Annotated in this window: 20 protein-coding genes; 8 read left to right on the top strand and 12 right to left on the bottom strand. The window is 32.1% G+C overall.

The genetic code is table 11. From position 1 onward, the window contains the following. Positions 1-6 precede the first annotated feature (6 nt). A complete protein-coding gene (locus tag HM981_RS16795) occupies positions 7-528 on the top strand; it encodes a DUF4136 domain-containing protein (protein ID WP_179339960.1) in 522 nt (173 codons plus the stop codon). A gap of 6 nt (positions 529-534) precedes the next feature. On the opposite strand, the gene HM981_RS16790 is transcribed toward HM981_RS16795, so the two are convergent. Both HM981_RS16790 and HM981_RS16785 read right to left on the bottom strand, forming a co-directional pair. Further along, entirely contained in the window at positions 535-1,920 is a 1,386-nt protein-coding gene (locus HM981_RS16790) for a T9SS type A sorting domain-containing protein (protein ID WP_179339959.1), read from the bottom strand. 2 nt (positions 1,921-1,922) lie between these two features. Beyond that, positions 1,923-2,411: a hypothetical protein gene (locus HM981_RS16785; RefSeq protein ID WP_179339958.1), complete on the bottom strand. Its 489-nt coding sequence runs from the start codon at positions 2,409-2,411 to the stop codon at positions 1,923-1,925. A gap of 422 nt (positions 2,412-2,833) precedes the next feature. On the opposite strand from HM981_RS16785, the gene HM981_RS16780 reads away from it, so the two are divergent. Genes HM981_RS16780 through HM981_RS16770 form a run of 3 tightly spaced genes read left to right on the top strand, consistent with a single transcriptional unit; the run spans position 2,834 to position 5,196 of the window. Further along, a complete protein-coding gene (locus HM981_RS16780; RefSeq protein ID WP_179339957.1) occupies positions 2,834-3,346 on the top strand; it encodes a hypothetical protein in 513 nt (170 codons plus the stop codon). Positions 3,347-3,400: 54 nt separating this feature from the next. Beyond that, positions 3,401-4,459, top strand: a complete 1,059-nt coding sequence (locus HM981_RS16775) for a sensor histidine kinase (RefSeq protein WP_179339956.1) — start codon at positions 3,401-3,403, stop codon at positions 4,457-4,459. Beyond that, positions 4,456-5,196 (top strand): LytR/AlgR family response regulator transcription factor, encoded by a 741-nt coding sequence (locus HM981_RS16770; protein WP_179339955.1) that lies wholly within the window; start codon positions 4,456-4,458, stop codon positions 5,194-5,196. Before HM981_RS16775 ends, HM981_RS16770 begins: the two co-directional genes overlap by 4 nt. On the opposite strand, the gene HM981_RS16765 is transcribed toward HM981_RS16770, so the two are convergent. After that, positions 5,193-11,423: an alpha-2-macroglobulin family protein gene (locus tag HM981_RS16765; protein ID WP_179339954.1), complete on the bottom strand. Its 6,231-nt coding sequence runs from the start codon at positions 11,421-11,423 to the stop codon at positions 5,193-5,195. The genes HM981_RS16770 and HM981_RS16765 overlap by 4 nt on opposite strands. A 151-nt stretch (positions 11,424-11,574) precedes the next feature. Between HM981_RS16765 and HM981_RS16760 the strand changes: the two genes are divergently transcribed. Together HM981_RS16760 and HM981_RS16755 are read left to right on the top strand one after the other, a co-directional pair. Beyond that, the gene (locus tag HM981_RS16760; RefSeq protein WP_179339953.1) at positions 11,575-12,519 is read left to right on the top strand and encodes a tetratricopeptide repeat protein; all 945 of its coding nucleotides are present in this window, start codon (positions 11,575-11,577) and stop codon (positions 12,517-12,519) included. A gap of 154 nt (positions 12,520-12,673) precedes the next feature. Continuing rightward, positions 12,674-14,032 (top strand): UDP-N-acetylmuramate--L-alanine ligase, encoded by a 1,359-nt coding sequence (locus tag HM981_RS16755; RefSeq protein WP_179339952.1) that lies wholly within the window; start codon positions 12,674-12,676, stop codon positions 14,030-14,032. 137 nt (positions 14,033-14,169) lie between these two features. On the opposite strand, the gene HM981_RS16750 is transcribed toward HM981_RS16755, so the two are convergent. The 6 genes from HM981_RS16750 to HM981_RS16725 all read right to left on the bottom strand — a co-directional run bounded on the left by HM981_RS16750 (position 14,170) and on the right by HM981_RS16725 (position 18,018). After that, positions 14,170-14,925, bottom strand: coding sequence for a haloacid dehalogenase type II (locus HM981_RS16750; protein WP_179339951.1), 756 nt, complete (start codon positions 14,923-14,925; stop codon positions 14,170-14,172). Between the two features lie 35 nt (positions 14,926-14,960). Next, positions 14,961-15,638: a peroxiredoxin-like family protein gene (locus HM981_RS16745; RefSeq protein ID WP_179339950.1), complete on the bottom strand. Its 678-nt coding sequence runs from the start codon at positions 15,636-15,638 to the stop codon at positions 14,961-14,963. Between the two features lie 140 nt (positions 15,639-15,778). Further along, a complete protein-coding gene (locus tag HM981_RS16740) occupies positions 15,779-16,423 on the bottom strand; it encodes a DsbA family oxidoreductase (protein ID WP_179339949.1) in 645 nt (214 codons plus the stop codon). 1 nt (position 16,424) lies between these two features. Continuing rightward, positions 16,425-16,739, bottom strand: a complete 315-nt coding sequence (locus HM981_RS16735; protein WP_179339948.1) for an EthD family reductase — start codon at positions 16,737-16,739, stop codon at positions 16,425-16,427. A gap of 81 nt (positions 16,740-16,820) precedes the next feature. Then, complete coding sequence (locus tag HM981_RS16730; protein ID WP_179339947.1) at positions 16,821-17,384, bottom strand: carboxymuconolactone decarboxylase family protein; 564 nt, start codon at positions 17,382-17,384, stop codon at positions 16,821-16,823. 70 nt (positions 17,385-17,454) lie between these two features. Further along, a complete protein-coding gene (locus tag HM981_RS16725; protein WP_179339946.1) occupies positions 17,455-18,018 on the bottom strand; it encodes a TetR/AcrR family transcriptional regulator in 564 nt (187 codons plus the stop codon). 147 nt (positions 18,019-18,165) lie between these two features. On the opposite strand from HM981_RS16725, the gene HM981_RS16720 reads away from it, so the two are divergent. Then, on the top strand, positions 18,166-19,773 hold the full coding sequence (locus tag HM981_RS16720) for a right-handed parallel beta-helix repeat-containing protein (RefSeq protein WP_179339945.1): 1,608 nt from the start codon (positions 18,166-18,168) through the stop codon (positions 19,771-19,773). Between the two features lie 89 nt (positions 19,774-19,862). Then, on the top strand, positions 19,863-21,272 hold the full coding sequence (locus HM981_RS16715; protein ID WP_179339944.1) for a hypothetical protein: 1,410 nt from the start codon (positions 19,863-19,865) through the stop codon (positions 21,270-21,272). 12 nt (positions 21,273-21,284) lie between these two features. On the opposite strand, the gene HM981_RS16710 is transcribed toward HM981_RS16715, so the two are convergent. From HM981_RS16710 to HM981_RS16700, 3 genes are all read right to left on the bottom strand, one after another. Continuing rightward, on the bottom strand, positions 21,285-21,587 hold the full coding sequence (locus HM981_RS16710) for an immunity 53 family protein (protein ID WP_179339943.1): 303 nt from the start codon (positions 21,585-21,587) through the stop codon (positions 21,285-21,287). A gap of 284 nt (positions 21,588-21,871) precedes the next feature. Further along, positions 21,872-22,582: an aromatic aminobenezylarsenical efflux permease ArsG family transporter gene (locus HM981_RS16705; RefSeq protein ID WP_179339942.1), complete on the bottom strand. Its 711-nt coding sequence runs from the start codon at positions 22,580-22,582 to the stop codon at positions 21,872-21,874. Next, positions 22,583-23,023 carry a nitrophenyl compound nitroreductase subunit ArsF family protein gene (locus HM981_RS16700; protein ID WP_179339941.1) on the bottom strand — a complete coding sequence of 147 codons (441 nt, stop codon included), beginning with the start codon at positions 23,021-23,023 and terminating at the stop codon, positions 22,583-22,585. It abuts the gene before it with no gap. Positions 23,024-23,027: the final 4 nt, after the last annotated feature.

Here is a 23,027-nt window from a genome sequence, read left to right as displayed (position 1 = left end):
AAAAAGATGAAAAATTTAAAATTTCTATTTATAGCATTTATCATAACCTCTTGCGGAACCATAGTCAACTACGATTATGAAAAATCAACTGATTTTAGCAATTACAAAAGCTATGATTATTTTGATGATATGAAAACAGGTTTATCAGAATTGGATACCAAGCGTTTAATAAAAGCTCTCGATGCTCAACTGAACCTCATGGGATTAACACGATCAGAAAATCCCGATTTCTTTATCGATATACAAAGTCAAGACATTCAAAATAGAAGTAACAGCAATGTTGGTGTTGGAGTAGGAGGTACAGGTGGAAATATTGGTGGTGGTATTTCTGTAGGTTTACCGTTAGGCGGAAACAAAAATACCAGAGAAATAAGTATTGAATTCGTCGATGATACTAAAACAGGTATGTTTTGGCAAGCTGTTAGTGAAAGCACATATAGCCCAAACGCTAGCCCGGAAAAGCGCGAAGAAAAGTTTAAAGTATTAATAGAAAAAGTCCTATCTAGCTATCCTCCAGAAATTAAATAATTAGTCTTAATTTTTAATCAGTTTTTTACTTGAGATTAAAACTCCATCTGTGTAGAAATTAGTGATGTATAAACCATTACTAATGGTGCTAATATCTATAGTAGTGGTTTCATTATTAAAAAGTGGCGCTGATTTTATTCTCTTTCCATCTAGACTAACAATTTCAACAGTAACATCTTTATTCAATAGGTTATCAAGTTTTATATTAAGTGTCGTATTTGCAGGATTTGGAAATAGGGTTAAACTAAAATCGTTAGCCGCAATATCTTGTATGCCTAAAGTATTATCTATAGTCCAAGTTATGGTAGAAACATGAATGGTTTCATGGTTATCTATATTAAGAAAAGGCGTGGCATCATGCACCACAACAGTTAAGGTATTTGTCCCAGCAGATAAATCACTTTCTTCAATGTCAACTGTATTGCTATTCGTTTCAAAATCTGTTGTGTTAAGCGTCCACGTATTTTCTATCGTATTTGTAGGAAGTGTTTCAATAGTATTTATTTCAAAATTAAGTGGAAATGAAACGGCACTAAGCGTTGTTTCAATTGGACTAAAAGAATCAATAGGAGAAACTAAACTATGAATCTTCTCTATAATACCTTCCTTACAAACCGCACAAAAATCATATCCAAGATAACGCATTTTACAAGTTTGATGAGGTCTGTTCCAAGTTGCTGCAGTGCCAGAAGTTGCATAAGGATAAATCCCAACATTACCTGTTCCTATCCAATTTTTCCATTTTACAAGTGCAGGATCTGTTTCTTGAGTCATGTTTATAGCTTCACCAGCGTAGGAATCTCCAGGGTAATATTCGTCCTTTAAATCTACAAAGGAATGACCTAATTCGTGGATAGCTATTTCACTAGCGCTTGTGCCTAGGGATGCTACAGGATAAAGACCACCACTTCCTCCATAGTAAGTTGAATTTACGATAATAAGTGCTTGATCGAATTGTGGGAAATTGTTAGCCAATACAGTACTAATTAATGCCGTATTAGACGTAAATAGTAATCTGTGAATATTATAACTGTCGTAAGCAGTTCCAAAATAATTATCTACAGCTATTGTTGGAACTACTGTAGTAGGTTCGTCTGGTGCTGTTCCTGGATGTGTTGCTCCACTTTCATTAGATGGTACTTTTATAATATAGACATTAAAATAATTCTCATAGCTGGCAAAAGGTTCTTGAGAAAACATATCATTCATAAAATTGGTAGCATCGATTTCAAATTGAGGTAATTCACTAGTTTGATAACCGTCACTTAAAATCACAAGGTTAATGCGCTTGTCATCAGCACCAGAATTTTTTATAGATTGTACATCAAAAATTTGAGAATAAACAAATTGAAAATTATAAGAAAGAAGTATTAAGAGTAGAAGTTTTTTCATATTTATTCAATGGTTGTTGTACTCAGTTTTATAATTCCTTTTGTGGTTATTTCGTTAATAACTACATATTTGGCACGAGGCTGAAGTTGTAATTTTAATGAAAATTGAGCTTGGTCTAAATCTAATGTTTTTTTCTCAAACTCTCCTGAGTCGTTTATAAATTCGACTGTTTTTCTTAACGGATTTTGTATGCTATGTGTCTCTAACGGACTAAGATCTTGGTCTAAAATGAGATATTCTAAATCTCCAATGTTTGTATAACTGTGAGCCGAATTCTTAATTTTCAATTTACCATCTGTTTTTATTTGATTAATAAGTGAAATGCTTCTTACGTCATTTACTTTATTAATTTCATAATTTAAGAAGAGTAGTTTCTGTTCTATCTTTTCCGGAGTTTCTTCAGCCAAAACAGCTTGTTTAGTAACACAAGATAGTAATAGCATTATCAGAAATAAGAAGCTTGTATGCTTTATAATGTTTGAAATCCTCATCTGCTAAACCGTAGTTTTTTAAAGGGTTAAAGTTAGGTATTAAAGTGGTTGTGCGCAAACGGCTTATCGTTTAAATCTTTACAACGTTATATTAAAGAGAATAGTTACATGTATTCTTAACCGTGTTTTCTGCTTGTTTAAAAGAATTTTAAGCAAGCCATTATTGGTCTATCAATTAAAGTTTGTTATTCAGTTTTCCGTTTACCATAATCAAATAACCACTCGTCATATTTTCGATTTTATAAGCCTAAAGCTGTTTTATATTTACACTATCAATTAGAAATCGAATAGTATTCATCAATCAAAAAACAACAGTATTATGATCAATTTAGTGAAAGTAGTTATCGAATTTATTATTGAAGTTGTATTTAGTTAATCAATCAATCAATCAATCAATCAATCAAATCAAATCAAATCAAATTATGAAAAATTCAAACCAAACCAAGCAAGACACTTTTCAAAAGCAATTGAAAACATTTGAAAAATTATTAATAGGAGCAAAAATGGCCAAGCTTTCGTCGTTTATATTAATTGGAGTATCAATTGGACTTGCCATTCGATACAGAGAAAATAACCTTTATGTGATGCTATTACTTATGGGCATTTTAGCCATAGTATTTTTTATAGATAAATTTTTATCCCTAAAAGATATTAAGCAAAAATCATATACACAAACCTCTTTAGTTTCAAGTATCTCTAAATTCAAAACCTATATGATTAATCGAAAAAAATATGAAATGTATTTTATCGCGTTTTGGGTGTTAACACTAATACCTTCAGCATCTATTCATTTTGACTCTAATGTTTCAGGTATTTTAAGTATATCGGCGTATATATCTTTCGTAGGTGTTTTTGGATATGTATCATACAAAAAAACAGAAAAAGAAATTGCATCATTAGAAAGCACAATGGAATATGAACTACAGTTGCAATAAACACGTTTTATCTCATATCTTGCAAATAATAGGTACATACACTAAAAAGCGTAAATGAAACTTTTAACAAATTATAAATACTGGATAATAAACTTTTTTGGGTGGATTTTATTTGCGCTTTTTATGTTAACCATAGATAAGATTACCTATGGTGGTGGAGATTCACCTAATAGAATGTATTACCTTTTGTCAGAAGGTGTCTTGTGCGGATTATTGGGTTTTGTTTTGTCTTTTATTATTCTATATTTTATCGAAAATTATTTTAATATAGGTGATTATTCTAAAAGCGATATTTATAAACTTATAGCTGTTATAGTGGTAACCCAAGTTATTTATCACTGTTTACTATGGCCAATGTTAAATATTCCGGCTAATTATTTTTTGAATGAGAGTGTAGACTTAACCTTAGTACAAAAGTTAACCAATGTGCCTCATTTTTTTGCCTACTTTGTGGTTTGGTTGTTTGTGGTATTAACACTTAAATTAGTGTATTATATTAATACTATTAAAGTAAAACAATTACAATTAGAAGCCAATTTAAAAGAGTCCCAACTCAATACCTTGAAAGGGCAAATAAATCCACATTTTATGTTTAATAGCCTAAATAATATTCGTGGATTAATGTTAGAGGATGCTGATGTGGCTAGAAATATGTTGACTAATTTATCTGAGACCTTAAGGTATTCACTGACTAAAAGTGAGTTGAATTCTATTTCATTAGAAGATGAATTAGAAATGGTAGAAAATTATGTTGAAATTTCTAAAATTCAGTTTGAAGATCGTTTACAATTTGAAACTCATATTGATGAAGACGCTTTAAACAAACAAATTCCACCAATGATTATTCAAATGTTGGTCGAGAATTCACTAAAACATGGTATTTCGAATATAAAGAAAGGTGGTCAGGTCACCTTGTCAACTTTTATAAAAGATGGTCAATTACATATAGAAGTGACTAATTCTGGAACACTTCAAAAAAGCGAGAATTCTACACAAGTAGGTTTAAAAAATATAAAGAAGCGTTTAGAATTGCTTTATGGCCAAAATGCGACTTTTACTTTAAAAGAATTAGAAAATAATGTGGTTGCCACTATTAAAATGCCAGTTGTATGAAAACATTAAATGCTGTTATTGTAGAAGATTCACGTTTGGCTCGTAATGAGTTAAAAGAGCTATTAAAAGCACATAATGAAATAGAGCTTATTGGTGAAGCAGAAAATGTAGATGAAGGTTTTGAGTTGATTAATAAAACAAATCCTGATTTACTTTTTTTGGATATTAATATGCCAGAAAAAGATGGTTTTGAGCTTCTAGAAATGCTAGATAACGTACCAATAACTATTTTTACAACCGCTTTTGATGATTATGCCATTAAATCTTTTGAGTACAATGCCTTCGATTATTTATTGAAGCCTATTAGCCAAAAACGTTTTTCGAGTTCTATCACTAAAGTCATTGAAAAAAGTACTTCTACGTCTGAGACAACCGAAAGAGTAGAAGAAGGAGGAGGCGGACTAACATTAGAAAAACAGATCTTTATTAAAGACGGTGAAAATTGCTGGTTAGTTAAAATTAAAGATATTTCACTTTTTGAAATTGTTGGTAATTATACTCGCGTCTTTTTTGATTCCAATAAACCTTTAATCTATAAATCATTGGCTCAGATTGAAGAAAAACTACCTTCAGATGTGTTTTTTAGAGCTAATAGACAGCAGATTATTAATATAAATCATGTAAATAAAGTGGTGTCTTGGTTTAATGGGAAACTTAAAATAGAAATGAATTCTGGAGAAGAAGTTGAAATCTCCAGAAGACAATCTTATATTTTTAAAGATCAATTAAGTTTTTAGTCCACTAAAATTCGTACACCTTCACTATGACTGCTAAATTCTGGCGCATACATTGATTGAATGGTACTAATGCCATTACTCATATCACCAGCATTATTTACACGTAAATCGTATTCAAATACATAAATGCCTTTTGGTAAATAGTCCATAAAGAAATTAGTGGCAGCGTCTTTAGTGCTTTCATAATAACCTAAACCATCTTGCCATTTGTATTGCGATAAAACGTTAATAGGTTCAAAACCTGCAGCTCGCATATCTTTTAAGTGCACAAACTCCATAGTTCGGTCTGTTCTTAATTCTATTCTCACTCTTACTAAGTCACCAACTTTTAATTTTGAGTCTTTCGTAATCTCAGTAATCTCTTCGCCTTTTTCTGTATTGGTTTTTAAGAATAATTTCTTGCTCAATTTTAATGGTGTCTCTGCTGAGGTGATTTTATCTAAATTTTCAAAATATTGCCAGTATAAAGCTCCCCAAGCAATACCTTCTCCTTTTTTAGTAATAGTTACATCAGCCTGTTCTGATTTAATTTCAGAACCTGTCCAAGAGGTTTTATAATAACCAGTACCAGCCTCCACTTTTACGTTGTCTAATGTTTCAGGCGAAATAGTTTCATTACCAACTTTAACGTCCACTTGTTCCGTAACGCTAAGCCAATCGCTTCCTTGAAGTAGTAAAGCATATACTGCTTCAGTCGTTGCTTTAGTGGTTTTCCATTGATTGGTTTGTTTGTTCTTTAGTAACCAAATTTTTAGGTTATCAATGTCTGTGAGATTTTTCGCTTCACTCTGTATTTCATTTCCAACTTCAGAAAATGCTTCAATCATGAGCGCTTGTGTTTCAATTGGTGCTTGGTACCAATGCCAAGAATTTGTATTTGCTTTCCAGTACATGCCTAATTCATCTGAAGTAATACTATTTTCTTTTAAAGATTTTATAATCTTACCAGCTGTTTTAGAATCGTCCATTCGGTTCATGGTTAAAGCCATTAATCCTTTGGCATATAATGAACGTTTTAACCAATAGTTTTGAATCTGAGTCTGATAATAATCCATAATTTTCTGCACTTCAGAACTAGGCTTTACTTCAGGATAAAAACTACGTGTGTATAAATAATGCAGTTGCATTTGCGATAAATGGTCTTTACTCAAATCGGCATCTTTATTATATTTTCTGATGTCTTTATATTCTTGAATAAACTCTATATCTAAATAACGTACTGCATTTTGAATCATAGATTCCTCGCTATTGCTCTGAATGACATTTAGTTTCTTAAGATGCCCAAATCCAGCAATAATATGTTGCGTGATGTAGCGATTATCGCGTCCACCATTAAACCAAGGCCAAGCTCCAGAACTGTGTTGGTTGTTCTTTAGGTTTCTTATGGCAGATTGTAATTCGTTATTCATTTTATTTAGGTCGAATAATAACCCAATACGTTTTTTCTGTTCGGTTTCAGATTGTGCATCACGTAACCAAGGTGTTTCTTGAATCAATAATGATTTCAATTCTTGGTTCTTTTCTAAATTTGAGAGTAATGCATCAGTCGATTTCCATTGATTGAATACTGCTTCAATTTTAGGATTCGATTTTACAATATGTTGTGCTAATGCATTTGCATAATAACGCGAAAATGTTTGCTCATTACACTCATAAGGATATTCCATTAAATACGGCAACGCTTGTACAGCATACCAAGCCGGATTTGAAGTCATTTCTAATGTCAACTTATGATTGGTAAGTGTTGTTGACGTAGTATTCTTCAGTTTATCTAAAGTGAATGTTTTGGTCTCATTAGAACGAATCCACATTGGCATCGTTTCCGTAACTAGCATTCTGTTAGATAAAACAGGCAAGGCATTTTGTTCGCCATCACTAAAATCACCAGCTTTAGCAATAATTTTATATTGTACAGCTTGTATGCCTTTTGGGATTTCTAAATTCCAAGTTACTTGTGTATTGCCTTTGGCATCTACTTTAAAACCTAAATCATTATAAGCATTAGATAATTCACCATCAATCGATTTACCTGTAATTGGGTCTGTAAGCAATAATTGAGCAACACCATCTAAAGCGTTTTCTGTAAGATTAGCAATTTTAGTGCTGATTCTAATTTTATCACCTTCTCTTAAAAAACGAGGTGTATTAGGTATTACCATTAACTCTTTTTGTGTAACCGTAGTTAATTGTGTAGTGCCACTTTCTAAAGTTTTAGTGTGCGCCAATAATTGCAATTTCCATTTAGTTAAAGCCTCTGGTGCTGTAAAGTTGAAACTGACGTTACCTTCTTTATCGGTTTGTAATTGTGGAAAGAAGAAGGCTGTTTCGTTTAGGTTTTTTCGGACTTTTATTTGTTCAGTGTTCAGAAAAGCACGCGATGTTTTAATTAGTATTACTCCACCAGCACCTCTGTCTCCATATAGGGCAATAGCTTCTTCGCTTTTTAAAACTTTTATTTCTGAAATATCACTTTCATTCAATTTACGAAACGTTATTTCATCAACCGGAACACCATTTATAATGTATAAAGGGCTAGTTTCACCATTTACGGAATTTCTGCCTCTAATTATTATAGTCGTATCTTGGTCTGGTTGACCAGGTGCAGTTGATACATTTACTCCAGCCGCTTGTCCTGAAAGTACTTCGTTTAATGACATTGTAGGAACATCATCTTCTACTGCACTAAGTGTTTTCCGTTTAAACATGTAACGGCTGTTATTTCCAATATAAAAACCAAACCAGTTTAATTGGTCGTAACCTTGGTAAGGGTAAGATGCTGTAGTTTTGAATTGATTATGAATTCTAAAGCTTGTGTGTCCAAAACTCTGTCTTGAGTTTTTATAAATTCTTCCAGAATAATTGGGATTGCTAATAGGATTAAAACTCCAATGGTGTCCTTTAAATTCATCTAAAGAGGCATCATACATGCTTGCTAATAATTCGGCAGACACTTTATCTCCTTTAGGTCCTTTAATTTTAAAACTCCAAGTTTCATCTTGTCCTGGTTGTAATTTATCTCTAAAAGTGGTGGTTTCAATGTCTAAATCAGTACTCGGATAAGGTACGTTAATGTTAAAACTTTGAGATTTAAATTCGTTAAAAGCGGCAAAAGATGTATGTACTGTAAATCCGCCTAAATCACTTTCTGTTACAGGAATACTAATTGTTTTTTTAGAATTATTGAGTTGGACTAACTGTGTCATTATAATTGTGTTGTCCTTTTCAACTTCTACAGTAACTGTGATGTTTTTAGCGGCAGAACCTAAGGTTAGTTTTGCAATAGAATTCACATCGTAGGTTGTTTTATCTAACTGTACTTCATAGATTTGGTTGTCCGCTACTGTCTTATCTTTATCGCTAAAAAGCGATGTGAAGATTTGGTCTTTTATAGGTTGCCCAAATTTATCTTTACTCTCTGCAACAATAATGTATTGACCAGAATTCCATTTCTTAAGTTTTTTAAGCGTTATGGTTTTGTTCTTTTCAGTGTCAAATGTTGTGCTAAAAACTTCGTCTCCTTTTTTCCAATTGGTTAATAAACCTTCGTTGTCATAAGCTTCATGCGGAAATAGGGTTTTAAATTCTGTTTCAGAGAGTGTTTGATAATCTGGTGCTTGCCAAGGTCTTGTTCTTAAAACACGGTTTGGTGCATTGAGTTTATAGATTTTTAATTCCCCTATTGCAGGTGTAAATTGTCCATTTAGATTTTGCGAATTTATAGAGAATTCTATCTCGTTTTTACCCTTATTAATTTTCTGAGGTGCTGAAATATTGAGCGTCATAGCATGGTAACCAATATTTACAATGGTAGAGCTAGAGCGTGTTTCTCCATTTATATCAGTAACGTCTGCTGTAATTTCGTAATTAAAAACAGGAAGGTTGTCTTTAGAAACACTGTCATCTGGTAAAGCTTTAAAGCTGACTTCAAATTCGCCTTTAGCATTTGTTTTTGTTTCACCAAAGGTGATTTCTTGGGCTTCCGCATTAAAATACGAGCGCCTCCAATAGTACCAATTAGGAAAACGCACATTTCTTTTTACACGATAAACCACTTTGGCATCTGTAATGTTGCTACCAGAAAAAGCTATAGCTGTTCCGTTTACGGTAATACTATCGTTTACTTTATAAGTTTCAGTAACAGGTTGAAATTCGGTTTTAAACTTAGGTCGCTTGTATTCTTCAACTGAGATATAAGCATATGTAGAATTATGAGAAAACATTTCAATAGTGAAATTACCAGTTAAGCCATCGTTAGGTAATATAAATTCACCATGTACGGAACCAAATTCATTGGTCTGCAATAAGAGTTCACTAACCACTTCGCCATTCACATTTTTCAACCTCAATTTTGCAGCCTCATCTGCTGAAACTTCTGTTTTTCCATTTTTAGATTTAGTTGCAATACCTTTAAAGTAAACTGATTGTCCTGGTCTGTAAATACTGCGGTCAGTAAACAAGAAGTTTCTATAATGTGTATCATTATTTGGGCTGTTGTCGTAGGTCCTATTGATGTAGAATTTACCAAAATAACCAGTGTCATTTTTAGTTTTTACTTTAATTTGTACATCTCTATAGTAATTATTATCTTTTTTAATCTCGAATTTCCCAAAACGGTCTGTTGTAAATGATTTCGTTTTTCTATTGTTGTTTCTGTTATTTGAATAGGATAACTCTATGGCAGCATCTACTTTTGGTTCGCCATTATGTCTGTCTATAATCTGGTAAAAATGATGACTGTTTTCGTAGCTTTCAACCAATACCAAATCTGTAACTTGGATATGCGTAGTTGCAAAAACATTGTCTTTAGTGGCTGTGTTGGCTTTAATTAAATATAAGCCATTGGCTAAATTTGGTAATATAATTTCAGTACTGTGATTTTGATAATCATCTTCCGTTTTTAATGCACTCGAAAATGTTTCAATAGGATTCAGTTTTTTGAAAAAAGCTTCTTTTTCTTCAGTTCTGTAAATGTTATTGTAACGTTTTAATTGACTGTTAGAGACTTTATAAATTTTAAAATCTAACTTTTCTAAATTCTTATACGTCACTAAGGTTCTTGAAGGCAAATTGATTCCTATAAATTCTTCGGCTTGTAAATGTAAATTCGGTTGTTTAATCTGCTCAATTAAAACCGCACATTTTTGTGCGCCAATGCTTTCTGGGAATTTTTCAGTTACAGCATTACAAATGGCTATAGCTTCTTTTAATTTCCAACGGTTTTTATACTTGGATGCGCTGTCTTCAAGATTAAAGTAATAAGTATTGCCTTGACGTTGATATGCTAAAGCAATTTCATAATCATATAAAGCCGATAACTCAGAAGTCTTTAATGCTGCTGATTCTGACTTTAAAGTTTCAATAAGTACATCTTCTGCATTTTTGAATGTAGCATGTTGTTTTACAAAATTCAAGCGTTCTATATCTACATCTACAAATGCTTTGGTTTCTTTTTTATGACGATGGAATTTTATTAAATTCTGATATATTTTTAAAGCATTACGTTGTAGCGATAACGTGTCTTTAGAGTTTAAATCTGCATTGATAAAGATGTTGCTGCTTGCAATAAAATCTTCATTATCAATTATAAATTTATACGAAGGTTGTGTAATGCTACTTTCGTCAGTTTTGTAAAAGCTTAAGGCATTATGACTTAATAAATCATATAACGTTGGGCGAAAGTCTTTGGAGTTTTCGGCTTCATTTAATAATAAACTATAGTTGCTCAACGGTTCTTGTTGTAGCAAAATACCATTTTCTAGAGAGCGTTGGTAATAGGTATGGATTTCATTAAAAATAGTTTCTAAATCCCAGGTTCTAAAATCATCGCTTACTTTTTCAGAGGTTTTTGTTCTGTTGTAAAATTGATAACGACTTTGTTGAAAATATTGCCAATACATGGTGGCTAGCATATTCTCTAAAAGACGCTTGGTTACGATGTCTTTTGTAGCATCAATTTCAGATTTAAAACGATTAACAATGTTAAGTTGTGCATCTTCTTCGAGCGTTAACATATACTTACTTATAAATAGTAAAGCTTTTACACGTTGATTAGTGTTTTCTGCTTTTACTGCATCTTTATAAATAGTTTCAACCAAGTCAGAAGCACTTTTTGTTAATCCTTCATTTTCAAGTTTAGTCACTTCTTTCCATTGATTTTCAAAATCATTTTGAGCGTTAGAAAAAGAAGCAAAGCAGATTAACATAAATAGCGATATATAGTGTTTCATGTGATTTATATTTATAGCAAAATACATTCAAAATGTATTCCAAAAACAGGAGAAATGAGTAAAAGGTTCATTTAGATGAGTGAAGTTAACAATTTGTTGAGGAAACTGAGCGTTATTAAATTGTATTTTCGCAAAACGAGACCATTATTCTATGTATAAATATTTGTTGGTGTTTTTTATTTCTTCAATGTGCTTTTCTCAAACTTCTTTTGAGAATGCTGAGACATTTATTGCAAAAAAGGAATTTGTAAAAGCAGAAGCTGAAATGTCAGTATTCTTAGAAGACAATCCAAATGATCTAAAAGCAATTGAACTGTTAGGTGATGCTTATGGACATCAGAAAAAGTGGGACGATGCTATTGCGCAATATCAAATTTTAAAGCAAAAACGCCCAAATAATGCCAATTATCATTATAAATATGGTGGTGCTTTAGGTATGAAAGCCTTGAGTATTAGTAAAATTAGAGCACTCGGAATTATTGGAGATGTTAAAGATGCGTTCCATAAAGCGGCGCAGTTAGATCCCAAACATATTGAAGCGCGTTGGGCTTTAGTAGAATTATATGTATCCTTACCAGGTGTTATTGGAGGTAGTTTTTCTAAGGCATTAAGTTATGCGGAACAATTGGAGGAATTATCTAAAGTCGATGGTTATTTAGCAAAAGGCTATGTTTATGAATATGACGACGAACCAGAACTCGCCGAAAAATATTACAGACTCGCCATAAAAGTAGGTGGCTCTGTAACCTGTTATGAAAAGTTAACAGAATTCTACGAAGGCCAAGAACAACCTGAAAAAGCGATTAGTAATTTAGAAGAAGCAAAACAAAAGCACCAACGTAATGCCATGCATTATCAAATAGGAAAAGTTAGTGCAGATTATAATATTCAATTAGATAAAGGCGAAAAATGTTTAAAAGCATATTTGTCAAATCATTCCGCTAAAGATGGAGTGCCAAAAGAATGGGCTTATTATCGTTTATCGCAGATTTATAAACATAGAAATAATTCTACAGAAGCGTTAGTTTGGATTGATAAGGCGATTTCTGGATTGCCTGAATTGGAAGTTTTTCAGGAGTTTAAGGAGACAATTTAATTCTCAGTCCACAGTCTTCAGTAGGCAATTTGGTCAGTGAATAACCAAGTTGTTCATTTATATGTTTTTCTCAGTATATCTTTGTACCTTCTCTGTGTAATAGTTTTTTAAATTCATTTTCGGTTACAAGTTTAAGTTCTATTATATTTGTTTTATGAACGTACATTTTATAGCAATTGGTGGTGCTGCAATGCACAATTTAGCCTTAGCACTTCACAATAAAGGTTACAACGTCACAGGAAGCGACGATACTATTTTTGAACCTTCCAAATCGCGATTAGACGCTAAAGGTTTATTGCCTGATGCTTTTGGTTGGTACCCTGAAAAAATCACTTCAGATCTAGGTGCTATCGTTTTAGGTATGCATGCTAAAGCTGATAATCCGGAATTGCTAAAAGCGCAAGAACTTGGCTTAAAAATTTACAGTTATCCTGAATTTTTATACGAACAAGCCAAAAATAAAACACGCGTTGTTATTGGTGGAAGTCATGGGAAGACGACAATTACTTCAATGATTTTACATGTGATGCATTATCACGATCGTGATGTGGATTATATGGTTGGTGCACAATTGGATGGTTTTGATGTGATGGTAAAACTCACAGAAGACAATGATTTTATCGTTTTAGAAGGTGATGAATATTTAAGTTCACCAATTGACTTACGACCAAAATTCCATTTATATAAACCTAATATTGCCTTGTTAAGTGGAATTGCTTGGGATCATATTAATGTCTTTCCAACGTATGAGAACTACGTAGAGCAGTTCAGCATTTTTGTGGATTCTATTGTTAGAGGTGGAAGTATTAATTATAATGAAGAAGATCCTGAAGTAAAACGTGTGGTTGAAGCTTCGGAAAATCAGATTCGGAAAATAGCCTACAAAACTCCAGAATATACGGTTGAAGATGGTGAAACTTTATTAGAAACTCCAGAAGGACCAATGCCAATTGAAGTGTTTGGTGCACACAACTTAAATAACTTAGCTGGTGCCAAATGGATTTGCCAACATATGGGAATCGATGAAGATGATTTCTACGAAGCCATTTCTACGTTCAAAGGAGCAAGTAAACGTTTAGAGAAAATTGCCGAATCTAAGACAAGCGTAGCTTATAAAGATTTTGCACACTCACCAAGTAAAGTAGAGGCGACGACCAAAGCTGTAAAAGAGCAATATAGCGACCGTACTTTAGTCGCCTGTTTAGAATTACATACCTATAGCAGCCTTAATGCCGAATTCCTAAAAGAATACAAAGGCGCTTTAGATGCAGCCGATGTTGCTGTGGTATTTTATTCTCCACATGCTGTTGAGATTAAGAAACTAGAAGAAGTTACAGAAACTCAAATTGCGAATGCTTTTGAGCGTGATGATTTAATTATCTACACAAATCCTGAAGAATTTAAAGACTTTTTATTCGAACAAAATTTTGATGATAAATCGTTATTATTAATGAGTTCTGGTAATTATGGTGGTTTGGATTTTGATGTCGTAAAAGAACTTATAGAAAAGTAGGAGATTAGGACTTAAAAAAAACTGAGTATTGTTTTTTAAATTCAATTTATAGGTAGTAAATAATAACAATAAACAAAGGAGCTCTTAAAAAGAGCTCCTTTGTTATTTAATATATAATTTGTGTATTGGAATTCGCTTTATTTATAAGTCACTAAAACATCTGCTACTTTTTGTAAATCGGCTTCTACAATTTCAGTTTTTGGTGCTAAAGGAAATAATTGTTGACCAGGTCTGCCTACAAAAGCAGCTCTCCAACCAGCCCAAACGGCTCCGGCAACATCCCAACCATGTGCAGCAATAAGCATACATTCCTCTGGTTTTACATCCATTTTACGTGCAGCCCAAGCATAAGCATCAGTAAAGGGTTTGAATTTGCCAACGTCTTCTATACTTAAACGTTCATCAAAAAATGAGGTTAATCCGGCACTTTCAAATTGCTTTTTTACACCAGCGTTAGATGAATTGGTAAATGACACCAATTTATATCCGTCAGCCTTTAATTGCGTTAAGGCTGGTTTTACGTCTGGATGCGCAGGTAAACCTCTTAAAGAGTTTACAATAACGTTTCTAGCCTCATCTTCAGAAATTGTAATGTTATTATTTGCAGCTACCATTTGTAATGCTGCTGCTCCTATATTTCCAAAATGTTCGTATTGTCCACTTGCTGTTGTTACTAATGAATATTGTAACATGGTAGTGAACCAAAGCGATAATAAATCTTCTCGTCCGTTTAGCGCTTCACCAACTTGTTTTTTCATTTGGGTGAGATCTAAAAGCGTTTCGTTAACATCAAAAAATAATACTTTAGGTCTTGTTTGAGTTGTCATAATCGTTCTTGTTTTTTGTGTGTTTCCTAAAACTAAGTTTGGCATCAATAGTCCTGTTGTGCCCATTAAACCAAGACTCTTAATAAAAGTTCTTCTTTGTATTATTCATTATGTTTAGTTTTTAGTTCTGATAACACATTTAATATGTCTGTTGGCTCACCTCTTTTTCTGTAATCAGCATCTAAAAAGGCATATTGAATGATTCCATTTTTGTCAATAACATAAGTGGCTGCTAAAGGTAATTCATTACTAGTATCACCATTTTTTTCATTCAAACCAAATCCAGCGTTATAAATTGAAGCAACATCAGCTGTTAGAGCGTAAACAACTCCATAGTCTTTTCCAATAACGTTACCAACATCACTTAAAACACTAAATTCCAAGTTGTTTTTTTCAGAAGTATTTAATGAATTATCTGGTAACTCTGGTGTTAAAGCTAAAAGTGTAGCATCTGCATTTTTAAAGTCTGGTAACATTTCTTGTAACGCATGTAATGTAATATTACAATAGGGACACCAACCGCCTCTGTACCAAGTTAAAACTACTGGTCCGTTTTCTAATTTGTTATATAAAGAAACAGGTTCATTTAATGCATTCTTTAACGTGAAGTTAGGTGCTTTGTCACCAATTTTTAAAGCGGCATCTAGAACTCCAGAATTTGCAACACTAGTAATTCCGTCTGCATATATTTGCTTTTTCTCTTCAGTAAATTTTGCTGTGCCTTCTTGGCTTTTGGCATCTAATAATACTTTTAAATTACCTTTGCTTGTTGTTCTCATGGCTCTAAGTGATTTATTTGAAGTTCGTATTTAATATATATTCCTAAACAGTGTTGTCAATAAAAGTCTAACTTTTTTAATTTTATCCTTTTTTAAAAAGAAGTGGTTGTAACTAAATGTAAACTCAATATTTTAGTAATTTATTCCGAAAGCAATTCCGAAAGTACTTGTTTAAATGTATCTACAGGTTGTGCTCCTGTAACGGCACTTTTTCGGTTAAAAACAATAGTTGGTACAGAGTTTACACCCAAATTTTTCCAATAATCTTGTTTTTCTCTTACTTCTAATCGTGCGTCGTCGCTATCTAATTTTGCTAAGGCATCATCTGCATTTAGACCAACACTTAAAAGTGTCTCTTTTAAGACGTCTTTTTTAGATACATCTTTTCTATCACTAAAAAATGCTTTAGTGAATGCCATTTTTAGTTCGGTTTGTTTCCCGAAGTCTTTAGCATATTCTAATAAAATATGCGCATCAAAGGTATTTACCATACGCATCTCATCAAAATAATCGAATTTAAAACCTAATTCATCACCTGCATCTGCCATATGCTGTTGCGACGCTCTTTGCTGATCTAAAGTAGATCCGTATTTTTCCGAAATGTACTCTATCACATTCTGACCTTCGGCTGGCATATTCGGATTTAATTCAAAGGGTTGCCATTCTATGTCTACTTGGTTTTCTAGTCCTAATTCTGAAATCGCTTTTTCTAGACGTTTATAACCAATAGTACACCAAGGACATACAACATCTGAAACGATATCTATTTTTAATTTCTCTTTCATATTAAAATTGGATTAATTCACTAATTTGAAGTTCGGCTTGTACATTACTGTAATTTTTTACATCAGCGGCAAAGGTTGCTGCGTGTGGACCAAAAGCCTCTTGAAAAGATGTGATATCATCAAATACTAAATGAGCAATGGCTATATAGGGAGCGGACGCGTTAGGAACTTTACTTGCGATGCCTAAATCTAATTCTATACGTTTTAAAGCGCTGCCAACTAGCTTTATGACCATTGGTAAATGTTTGTTTTGGTAATACGTTGTATCAAACTGTACGTCTTTACGATTTGGATACATTACAGAAACTTTTATCATAAATTTATTTTAAAAAGATTAATAAACCTTCCGAATACACGGAAGGTTTATAACAATCAATCAAGCTGTGGTTTATAGGGATTATTTAACCACATTCTCTTTAGACCATGCAAATGGTTTAAATCCAGCATCTACAGGTGTATTTGCAATATGATTTACATAGTTACTTATTGTTTTTTGAGATAAGCCTAAGATAATCTCTAGTACTTGTGCTTCACCATAACCAGCAGCATAAAAAGCATCTAAATCATCTTGAGTTACATGACCACGATTTCTAACAATTGTTAAAGTCATAGTACGTAAAGCTTCTAATTTTGAACTTTCAAGAGGTGTTTCGTTACGTAAAGCTTCTGTGATAGCATCATCAACTTTCATCATTTTTGCAATACCTGTATGTGCAGGAACACAATAATGACATTCGTGTTCTACGTTAATCGTTTGCCATACAACCGTTAGTTCTTCTTCATTGAAAGAAGAGTCTACAAACATTTGGTGTAACGCCTGGTAAGCTTCTAATATTTTTGGTGCACCAGCTAAAACGCCATGTAAACCAGGAATCATTCCGTAAGCTTTTTGAGAATTCTCTAATAATGCTTTACCAGCTTCTGGTGCGCTTTCAATAGTGTGAATTTTTAATGTTGTCATAATTTTTCTTTTTTATTATTTATGTTAATTTTATCTAAACGTTCGTTTAGTTATTGTGTAAAAAAAAGGGTTATAGATTTTTGAACGTCATTTCAATGTAATCTTCAATTTCTTGTTGCGTATTAACTCTAGATGCAGCAGCTAAGCCATGTTTTGCTAAGAGTAAATAATTCGCTTGTTTTAAAACGGTATCTTCATCTTTTGATGGATCGATTTGTAATTTTTCTACTATAATGGTTTTTAAATTATTCATAAAAGCATCCATTTGTTCTTTTATAAGTAGGTCTTCATTTTTAGAAAACTCATTATAGGTATTGGTAACAAAACAACCTTTTTGATTACCTAATTTAAAGTTAGAACTTATAGAATCATAAAAAAACTGTTTAATGTCTTCAATTCCATTTGTTCCGTTTTTAAATTTTAATAGCGTAGCACTTATTTTAGATTTGTATTGACTTAAACTTTCAAGAAACAAACCATGTTTATTGCCAAAACTAGAATATATAGAAAACTTATTAATACCCATTTCTTTTTCGAGCATTTGCATTGACGTCGTTTCATAACCATTTTTCCAAAAAAGGTTCATGGCTTTTTCTACGACTTCGTCTTCATTATATTGTTTTTTTCTTGCCATTATTTCTAACTACGGGACAAAACTAAACAATCGTTTAGTAATAAAAAAACATTTAACGTTTATTTAGTTTTTCAACAAGAAGAAAATAAAAATCAATAATGGAATTTACAAGATAACTTATGGTACAGTAATTGTAAATTTGTTATTATGAAGACACTATACCTATCCATTCTATTCATTTTATCAGTTGTACATTCTTATGCACAGCAGGAATTTCATGTATTTCCTAAAAATCATTCAGAAACACCTGGATCTGAAACAGGAAACGGAAGTTTACAAAACCCTTGGGATTTACAAACGGCATTAAGTCAAAAATCTAAGGTTGTTAATGGCAACGATACCATTTGGCTACATGAAGGAATTTATAATGGGAGGTTTTCAAGTACACTAAATTCTACAATTGCGAATCAATATATTACAGTAAGCGCTTATAAAAATGATAAAGTAGTGCTTAACGGCAATGTGGAATCTATAGAAGAACAAACGCTTAAGGTACGCAGTACACGTGTAATATTTCAAAATTTTGAAATTACATGGTTAGGTGACTATTCAAGACAGATTAGCAAAGATGGTAGTTTAAAGCAGTTTGTTGTTGGTATTAATCATCTAAGTGGTACCAATTGCAAGTTCATTAACTTAATGATTTATAATAATCCAGGACTTGGTGTTGGCACTTGGAAACATACAGGTGGCACTGTAATTGCCAACTGTATGGTGTTTAATAATGGAGCAATTAGGGGCAATGGTAAAGCAGTAGGCGAAGGGTTTTATGTACAGAACAATAGCGATACTGAAACACGACTTATAAAGGATAATATTATTTTTAATAACTACTACAAAGGCATAGAGGTTTGGTCTGCATCTAAACACGCCACAACCGAATGGGTTAAAAATATAACGCTAGATAATAACGTGATATTTAACAGTGGTTTGCCTTCTAAAGACCGTATTGTAGATAATATTATTGTCGCTTCAGATGATAGAGAAGGTATTAATATCCCTAAAAATATTACGGTAAAAAATAATATACTATATCATAATACTAATTTTAAGAAAAATGAAGTGAACGGCGACGCTGCCTCATTAACACTTGGGTTTCATAAAAATGCACCTATAGAAAATGTTGTTGTAGATAATAATATTATTATAGGAAGAAATAATGCCTTTCGGATTTTATATGCCAATTCATTAACCTTAACCAATAATAAAGTTTACTCTGGTTATGTTCATATTTTTGATTTCAAACCAGATCTTTGGAATTTTAATAACAACTTATATTATACTAAAAATAGTAAACCGTTTAGAACAACGACTAATGGTAGTTATGATTTTAATACTTGGAAATCTAAGTTTAACTTAGATACTAACAGCCAATGGAAAAATATTAAAGAATTTGATCTAGATAACGTTTTAGACATTACAGAAAATGCCTATAAATCAAATTCATTTAGAGTCGTGTTGTTCAATAAAAATGAAGCTGATGTTACAGTAGGTTTTTCTGAATACAAAATAGCAGAAGGAACCAGTTACACCATTAGAGATGTAGAGAATTATAAGACCATTTTAAAAACGGGACGTTTAGATGATACTTATAAAATTACATTTCCTATGACTTTAAACGGAGGTGATGTGAATAAGACCTCAAACAATTTTGGTGTATTTATTATCGAATTTAAAGAAGACATAGTCGCTGAAACTACTGAAGACGACAATGATGGTTTTTTTAATAGAATATTTCGTTTTCTTGGGTTTTAGGACAATAAATATTCAATAATTGTATTTTTAGTCTCAAGTTAGTAACAAATAGACTGTTTTCTATACTTATTAGTTAGACCCTATTAACCATGAAGTTCAATCGTATCTTTTATGATTCTCAAGTCAACTTCAAATCAATTTCTAAGAAGAGAATTGTTTTGTCTATTTTACTTGGGCTAATTTCTGCGATAGTTCTCTATAGCTTTTATTATGTTTTAAGAGAAACAGATCGGATGCTATTTCTAGATTTTGAGGGTAGACCTACAATAATTTCAGAATCTGATAGGTATTTGTACAATCTTTTCTTTGCATCAATTTCAGTTATTTTGGGAAATTCTGTTGCTATTAGTTATTTGTTTTCTCGTCCACAACACGTATTTTCGAGAAGAAACAATAAACGTACAAGGATTTTAAATGATCAAGCATTTTTAGGCCCTAATTTTATTTATTGGTTTACAAAAGTGTGGTTTTTATTTGGGATTTTTACTTCGCAGTTTATGGGGTCAGAATTCATACCTAATTTTATGCTCCCTACAATATTAGTAGTTATAGTGCTGTATTTAGATTCATGGAAAAGCCTTATTCTAGTTATAAAAAAGCAGCGTTGGAAAATTCAACTGGTTCACTTATTCACATTAGTTATTTTAATTTTAGTTCTTAGTAAAATTAATATTACAGATTATAAATCTTATGATGAGAACATGTTAGCTTTAAACCCAACAGTAGATGTGCCTTCGAGTTTGTATCAAATTGACGATCATCCTAAATATTATTATGAAGACCTTGTTTTTAAAATGAATTTTCTTTCTAAATCAGAGATCGGACTTTTTAACTCTGAAAATGAACAAATCCAATTATATGAGCTATATAGTTATATCAATAAATGGGAGGAATATGTTCCAGAAGAACTGCAGTCAAAGATGTCACCAAAATTGAGGGCGAATAAAAATATACCGATTAAATATATAAAACAGTTCGAATTAAAACTATTGGAGTTTAGTCATATTAATATAATTTATGAAGTCGCTAATAAAGATGAAACGACATCAGGATTTTATAACCGTCAATTAAAACATAGAATTTCACCTTCGTTACAAGACGAAATAGCTTTGATTTCAGAGGGACCTCCGAGAATTCCAATTTTGGGTTTTTATAAGGACTATAAGTTTCAAGATACATTAAGATTACATGTTTCAAATAAGATAGAAATTGAAAATCATGAAGTACCGTTGAAGATGCTTCCAAGAGCATTGAAAAATTACATTAATAAGTCTACTATTATTGAGTATGTTTATGATGATTCTACAACGTATCAAGATTATATTAATGTGTTTTCAGTACATAAAACAGCTGTTTGGGAATATCGAGTGACTGAAAATTATGACGAGATAGATTCCCAGTATCATAGAAATCAATTTAGTAGAGATGAAGAACTTAATAAAGAAAGATCTCGAATAAAAGAAAAGTATCCAATCAACATTACAGAACGATTTGAGTAAGCTCAAAAACGATTACTCATTCTCAATTTTATCAATCATTTCTCTAAACAAATTAAGTAAATAGGTCAACTTGCTAGCATCACCAGCAGCTCTAAACCGTTGGTTTTGAATTTTTACACCATACCAATCTTGTTTCCCGTTTTCATTGAGAATCCATTTGATATCGAGATTAGCAATAGATGTTTTTGAAATATCAATTTCAACATCCCAACCTAACGGACTGTCGATAGTGGTAATTTGAATGGCATCACCTTTTTCCCATTCACCATCGGCATTGTCTTTAAGCCAATTTTGTATCCATTCTAATATTTCCATTTGTGTTATAAGGTATTGAATTTGATTTGTTATTCTTGTGTCAGTTCGAGTGATTTTTCCTTTTAGAAAAACCGTATCGAGAACCTTTTGATTATTCTAGATACATTTATTTAGTCTTCATTTCACTTCGAATTACTAAACACTCAAATTGACGTTTTGGGTTTAATTATTACTTTTTAATATCCACGTTAAATGTAAAACCCAAGGCTTGCAAGATAATCTTTATCTCTTGATTTAGCGTCGTCTTGTGTAGAAGTTGAACGTATAAATCTATTATGAAGTGTTTATTTTAATAATCCTGTAAAAATAGCAAGATAATATAATCCTGTAATGATAAAAACAACACCTGCAATGCTTCGCATTACTTTTTCAATTTTGGTAATTCTGTTATAAAATACACCAATTTTTCCTGCCGTAAAGGCTAATAAATAAGTAAATAGAATAACAGGTAATCCTGTCCCAAAGGCAAATATTATGGGTAAATAAAGGCCGTCTGCAGACGCTATACTCATCGGAATAAGCATTCCGAAAAATAAAGCTCCACTATATGGGCAAAACGCTAACGCAAAAACAACACCAATTAAAAATGAACCTAATAAACCTTTGTCTTTAAATTTTTCGGAAAGGCGTTCTTGAAAATTAGAGGTTCCTAAAAAATTGAGTCTGATAATATTTAACATTATTAAACCAATTATAATTAATAATGGCCCTAAATATTTTTCGCCATTCTGATTAAAAAAACGTGCAATATGAAACTTGCTTGCTCCAAAATATAAGATTAATCCAATGGTAGTATAACTAAAACCTCTTCCTGCAGCATATAATAATCCACTCAATAAAACCTTTCTTTTACTCGAAATATTTTTAGAGATAAATGCGGTTGCTGTAATATTAGTTGCCAAAGGACACGGACTAATGGCTGTCATTAGTCCGAGTATAAAGGCTGATAAAATAGGAATATTGTAAATCTCTAAAAGTGATTTTAGATATTCCATCTAGAGCGTTTTTAATTGGGTGTCAATTTTAGATTTTAGTTCTTTAGAAAATACATCTTGATCATTTCCGTTCATAAATGCAAATTCGGTTAAATCTATTTTGGTTTCTTTTCCATTTTTAATCACGTTTAAGATTAACGCTGTACCTGAAGCTTCAAACTTTTCTGCGATTTGTTCGTTTTCTTTTTCATCAACATTAATGACTTGAAACGTAATTTTATCAGCTTTCATTTCATCTGAAAAATAAGTGTCTAACGTAAATTTTGTGTTGGCTTCAATGGCATTGCACGTCATACAACGATGTGTAGAGTGGAAGTCCATAACCTCTATTTTACTTACAGATTGATCTAAATTCTGTGCCTCACTTTTGTTTTTGCCATTGCACGCTGTTAGCATTAAACTTACTGTTAGAATTACTAATATTTTAATTGTTTGTTGCATTTGT

The sequence above is a fragment of the Winogradskyella ludwigii genome (assembly GCF_013403985.1).
Lineage (GTDB): Bacteria > Bacteroidota > Bacteroidia > Flavobacteriales > Flavobacteriaceae > Winogradskyella > Winogradskyella ludwigii.
This window is presented reverse-complemented; position numbering and strand designations above follow the sequence as displayed.